Source organism: Streptomyces sp. NPDC104309, assembly GCF_055584025.1.
The window spans coordinates 1-4,502 of record NZ_JBVJMV010000118.1; the positions used below are offsets into that span (position 1 = coordinate 1).

The 4,502-nt window shown below is 66.9% G+C and carries 3 protein-coding genes and 1 pseudogene; 3 read left to right on the top strand and 1 reads right to left on the bottom strand.

Going from position 1 to position 4,502, the window contains the following annotated elements:
• Positions 1–80: 80 nt before the first annotated feature.
• Positions 81–853, bottom strand: a pseudogene (locus tag ACZ68L_RS46605) (IS30 family transposase); the annotation flags it as partial.
• A 184-nt stretch (positions 854–1,037) separates the two neighbouring features.
• On the opposite strand from ACZ68L_RS46605, the gene ACZ68L_RS46610 reads away from it, so the two are divergent.
• From ACZ68L_RS46610 to ACZ68L_RS46620, 3 genes are read left to right on the top strand one after another with little or no spacing between them, the layout of a single operon-like run.
• Positions 1,038–1,499 (top strand): hypothetical protein, encoded by a 462-nt coding sequence (locus ACZ68L_RS46610; RefSeq protein ID WP_469590956.1) that lies wholly within the window; start codon positions 1,038–1,040, stop codon positions 1,497–1,499.
• 12 nt (positions 1,500–1,511) lie between these two features.
• Entirely contained in the window at positions 1,512–3,755 is a 2,244-nt protein-coding gene (locus ACZ68L_RS46615) for a DUF6571 family protein (protein ID WP_469590958.1), read from the top strand.
• A gap of 2 nt (positions 3,756–3,757) precedes the next feature.
• Positions 3,758–4,351, top strand: coding sequence for a hypothetical protein (locus ACZ68L_RS46620; RefSeq protein ID WP_469590960.1), 594 nt, complete (start codon positions 3,758–3,760; stop codon positions 4,349–4,351).
• Positions 4,352–4,502 lie beyond the last annotated feature (151 nt).

Consider the following 4,502-nt stretch of genomic DNA (forward strand, 5'->3'; position numbering starts at 1 on the left):
CCGTGACTGCACCTACAGCTTCATCAACTGCCTCTCCAATCGGTCAGTCCACTCAAATTCGTGCGGCTTCGTGTCGCACGGTCGCCTTCCCAGTGGCCGGGCACGGCCCGGTCGTCCGCTTCAGCCGGGCGGTCGCTGATCATGACCATGGGGTCGGTGAAGCGTGGCTGCCGGCAGTTGGCCTGGCGGTGGGGCTTGCGGCGGGCGCGTCCGGTGCGCAGAGCGCCGGCCAGCTCCCGGCGCAGGGCTCCGCGTCCTTGCACGTAGAGGGCCTGGTAGACGGTTTCGTGGACCACGTGCATCTCCGGCCGGTCGGGGAACTGTCTGTGCAGAGCGTTACAGATCTGTTCCGGGCTCCACCGCTCGTCAAGTCCCGCCTGGACGGCGGCCCGCAGCTCGGGGTTCTGGCTGATCTTCCGGGGCTTGAGGCGGGGACGGCGGTCGTCCGCGCGGGCCTGGGCGGCGAAGGGGCGGTACTGGCCGTTGACGGGGTGCCGGTTGCGGCGGATCTCCCGGCTGACGGTGGAGGGGCTGCGGCCCAGTTCGGCGGAGATCGCCCGGACTGTCGCCTTCTCCAGAAGCCGGTCGGCGATGTAGATCCGGTCGGCTTCACGCAGGTACCGGGACGCACCAGAAGGCGGCACCACCGGTCTGGCCGGTGCTGCCGCCTTCTGTCGGCCGGAAGGGTTCCGGCCGTTACGCCATCGCTTTCCCGTGCGGAGGTTGATGCCGACGGCCTTGGCGGCCTCCACGTAACTCACGCCTTGCTGCACGAGCCGGAGTAATCCTCCCGCTCACGGGTCAGCTTCCTGCGGCCCTGAGCCACCGTCCGGGCCTTGCGGATCTCGAACATCGCACCCCTTGAGCTGGGGTGTTGCGACGATCGCTAGAACTCAAGGCGAGTTGCGGGGACCGTTACCTCAACGGAGCTTCGGCGCCTTCCCAGGAAGCCGAAGACCCGTTGGTGACGAATCGTTTGATCACGCGGGTATCGTGGCGCGCGAGGCGGCTATCTATGAGTACACGGGGTATGGATCATGTCGTTCGAAGAGGAATGGGGCGAGCTGAAGGCCGCCGCCGCGATGAGGCTGAACCAGGTCAGCGGAACCGGCAGTTCCGGGCCGGCGAAGGGATCGGCCGACTACGTGGTCTCGGACGACGAGCTGGGGGACATCGGCCACGCAGCATTCGACCTGTTCAACGGCCTCGAGTCGACCGGTAGGCACGCGAAGGTGGCGAGTGAGACCGCTGGTACGAGCCTCAAGGGCGACGGGTTCGACACCGGCGCGGCGTTCACGGAAGTGATCGGGACCTGGGAGACGCAGGTGAAGACCCTCCTTCAGGCGTGCGCCCATATCTCCAACCACCTCGACTACACGAAGGCCTCGAAAAAGGCCGACGACGAGTGGATCGAGACGCAGCTGCGCATCGTCGGACCCGTCGCCCCAGGAGCAGACGGGGCCGTTCCCACCTCGCAGATCAGCAAGTACTTCCAGTAAGGAGCCGCCATCGTGCCCACCTTCGAGCAGCTCCTCACCGTCCGGCTCGGCCCGCTCGACACCGCGGTGACCCAGTGGACCGAGATGATCGGCAAGCTGACCTCCCCCCTCCAGACCGACGCCTCGGCCATGAAGACCAAGGCCGACAAGTCCAGCTGGAAGGGCGAGAACGCCACCGTCACCAAGGAGTTCGTCACCAAGACCGCCAAGGAATTCAGTGACGCCGTCATCGAGGCCGAGTCCATACGTGACCTCCTCAAGGACGCCCACACCCTCTTCAAGTCGGCCCAGGACGACCTCAAGCACACGTACGAGAACCCCCCGCCGGGCATCGTCATCTACCCCAACGGCGTTCTCAGCCATCGGGTACACCCCGACCGCCGCTCCAAGGACAGCACCGAACCCCTCGCCACCGAGGCCCAGTTCGAGGCGTTGCGCGGCAAGATCGACGGAATCCTGAAACGCGCCGACGAAGCCGATGAGCTCTGCGCCTGGGGACTGCGGGCACTGATTCGTAACCACCCCAACGACTTCGGCAGCACCGACCTCAGTGGTATCGCCGACGCCGAGAGGATGCGTGCCGAGGAGCAGCAGCAGGCGAAGAACGGTCGCGAGGCCGCCAAGCTCTACGCCCGCTGGGAACACCTCGACGGCAACGAGCGCGAGCGGCTTCTCACGCTCGCCGAGGAAGGCAAGGACTCGCCGGCCTTCGCCGAGCAGCTGATGACGAACCTCAGCTACCGGGGCCGCGACCAGCAGGAGGCCGTGCTGCTGCTCGCCAGCAGCCTGGAGTCGGGCGGCCTCGACGGCCAGCTCTCCAGCACCGACGCCCGCCTCTACAAGGCACTGTCCGGCTCCCTTGCCACCGCCACCGGACCCGACTCCTCGATCGGTTCCCCCGGTGGTGTCACCTCGGCCTGGACCGAGAAGCTCATCATCACGGCCCGCGACGGCAACGGCCTCCCCATGCGCCACCCCGGGGCCATCGGGGGCGGCGCCGCGACCCTGAAGAACCTCACGGACCTGATGGCCGCCGACGCCGGCGACGCCCTGTACGACCCGGAGGACGAGAAAGCCTCCCCGTACGACAAGGACAAGGGCGACCCGGTCTACAGCGAGGCCTTCCTGACCGAGGTCGGCGACACCATTCGCGAGTGGGAGACGGACAACGACGACGCCTACGACGGCGTCATGAAGAACTGGCAGGGAACGCAGGAGGACCCGATGAAGGGCCTGCTGAACGCCATGAGCCGCAACCCCTCCGCGGCCACCAGCTACTTCGACCCGAACACCACGGACAACCTCAAGTACTTCCTGGAGGACCGCGACTGGCCGGGCGGCGCCGTCGAGGACAAGATGCCCGACGACCTGAAGCAGACCTCGGCCCGCACCGAGTTCGGCGCCGCTCTGGAGGCCGCGGCCACCGGCCGCGAGCCGGGCAGCCCGCTGCACGCCGTCCGCACCCACCACGACGGCGCGGAGACCGCGGTCTTCGAGCGGATCGTCAAGGAGTACAGCGGCGAGGACGCGCCGAAGAACCAGAGCTCCGTGCCCCTGTCCATGCGCACGAGCGTGGGCAACATGATCGGGGACTACGCCTCGGACGTGCACCAGATCCTCGGCAAGAAGATGGACGGGCCCACCGACTACAACGACCTCGAGATCAAGCGGGGCGACCTCCTCCGCATCATGCGCGGCGCCGCCGAAGATCCCAAGGCGTTCGGTGTCATGCACCACTCGCAGAGCGTGGTGATCGCCGAGGGGATGAACGGCTACCCGGCGGACTCGTTCCGTAAAGAGGACGAGGGGCTGCGCGCCTGGGTCAAGCAGTCCGCGTCGGTGCTCGGCCACCTCGACGGCGTGCGCGGCGACGTCATCTACGACCTCGGCCAGGCGGAGAAGGACACCAACGGCTGGAACAAGATGATGAACTACCACGCCATCGGCACACCCCTGACGGCCATCCCCGTCGTCGGCGACGCGATCCAGCGCTCGGTCGACGTCGGCACGGCCGCGTACATGAACGATCTCAACGCCAAGGTCGACGCGGAGACCCGCAAGAACATGGTCGACCACTTCGAGAACGGCGAGAACCAGATGGACGCCATGATGCGCAAGATGGCGATGAAGAAGGGCCTCACGAAGGAGGAGCTGGACGCGAGCCCGGGCGAGTACGAGGACCATCTCCAGGCGACTGCCGAGAACTGGTACCAGTACGGCATCGAGGACGCCCAAAAGAAGATGGGACAACCGTAGCCATGAACAAGAAGTACCTGGTCCTGCCCGCCGTGCTCGTCGTCGCGGCAGCGGTCGTCACGACGCTCAACCTCTGGCCGACGGAGCTCAAGAAGCTGCGCAAGCAGAACCTGTGCCTGGGCATGCTGACGGAGCAGACCGCGGGCCTGCTCCAGGACGGCAAGGGCGGGGCCGTCCTGGTCGACGAGTTCATCCCGAAGAGCTCGGGATCCGCGACCAAGCCGGCGGACCCGATCTTCTCCACAACCTGCTTCGTCAATCGGAAGAACGCTGAGGACAGGAGCAGCATGCGGCTCCAGTACACCCTGGACGTGATGTCCACCAATACGCTGAACGATCCCCCGGAGGGCGCCACCTACATCGGGGATGGCCTCACGGGCTGGGTGGGCCAGCGGCAGAGCGAGGTCCAGCTGCCGGACGGGTGCGCGAAGAAGATGAAGCGGCCCGACGCGCAGTACATCAGGGTCACCCTCAAGATCTCACCGGTTGCCCTCGTCGGACGGGACTGGAACCACGCGTCGCTGATGAAGGACTCGCGCACCGTGCTCCTCGAGGCCGTGGAGAACCTGACCAAGCAGTACGACTGCGCCGCCTGACCGTCGCCCGACCGGTCAGTCCACCCGCCGCCGCGCCTCGCCGCCGCGGCGGGTGGGCTAAGGGCTGTCCCGCAATCCGTGGTGGATCAGCGCGCGGCGTCAGATGCGGTGCATCGCAAGGCGGAGGGACGTCCGCATACTGGATGTATGC